Origin of the sequence: Psychrobacter piscatorii (assembly GCF_904846415.1) — a bacterium.
In the GTDB taxonomy this organism is placed as follows: domain Bacteria; phylum Pseudomonadota; class Gammaproteobacteria; order Pseudomonadales; family Moraxellaceae; genus Psychrobacter; species Psychrobacter piscatorii.
Window position 1 is genome coordinate 1 of the sequence record NZ_CAJHAR010000095.1, and the last position, 716, is coordinate 716.

Annotated in this window: 1 protein-coding gene; it reads right to left on the reverse strand. The window is 43.9% G+C overall.

The features are described from left to right. Positions 1–9 precede the first annotated feature (9 nt). On the reverse strand, positions 10–716 hold a 707-nt coding region (locus JMX83_RS14995; RefSeq protein ID WP_201603388.1), incomplete at its 5' end, for an IS982 family transposase.

Below are 716 nucleotides of genomic sequence, written 5' to 3' on the forward strand. Positions count from 1 at the left end.
ACCCCACTCTCAACTTGAAATAAGCAAATCAAACTGAAGAGGCGGGTTACCAAGTTTTTTATTGAGTACAAAGCACAGATTGTGTGACAGGATTTTACGAATCAATCGATGAGACAAATGCCATAAATCTCTTGCTCGCACTCTTTGTATATTAAATCGTTCTGATAGCTGACCAATGACTGTTTCAACGATACGGCGAGCTTTCATTAGCCGTCTTACCACAGGTTTGGGTCTATCCTCTTTCATGTTGGCTCTGAGTGGCGTTTGTAAATCCACTCCTTGAGCGTCGTAGTACGATGTCAGACTAGGGCTGATATACCCTTTATCAGCGCCGAGCAAACCATGGATATGGTCAGTAATATCAGGCGCAACCGCTCTTTCATCAACATTGGCAGGGGCAAAGGTAAAGCCTTTAATCATGCCAGATAAATTAACAAGCAAATGTCCCTCAAAGCCATAGTATCTCTCTTGCTTAGCGGCGCAGTAACTAAAAGCTGCTAAGTCTTGATAGTTTTTATGCCGATAAGCGCGTCCATAATGACAGACGGGTATCGGAAAGCCATCCATAAAATGAATGTTGTCACGGCCTTCAATTTGACTGACTTTATCTTGTATCTGCTGTTTGACTTGCCACAGATTGGCGCAGTGCTTTGCGAAGTTAGGGTATGAGCCGATGGCTGGAAACCAGTCTTGCCAATGCTGGGTAAAGTATTGCC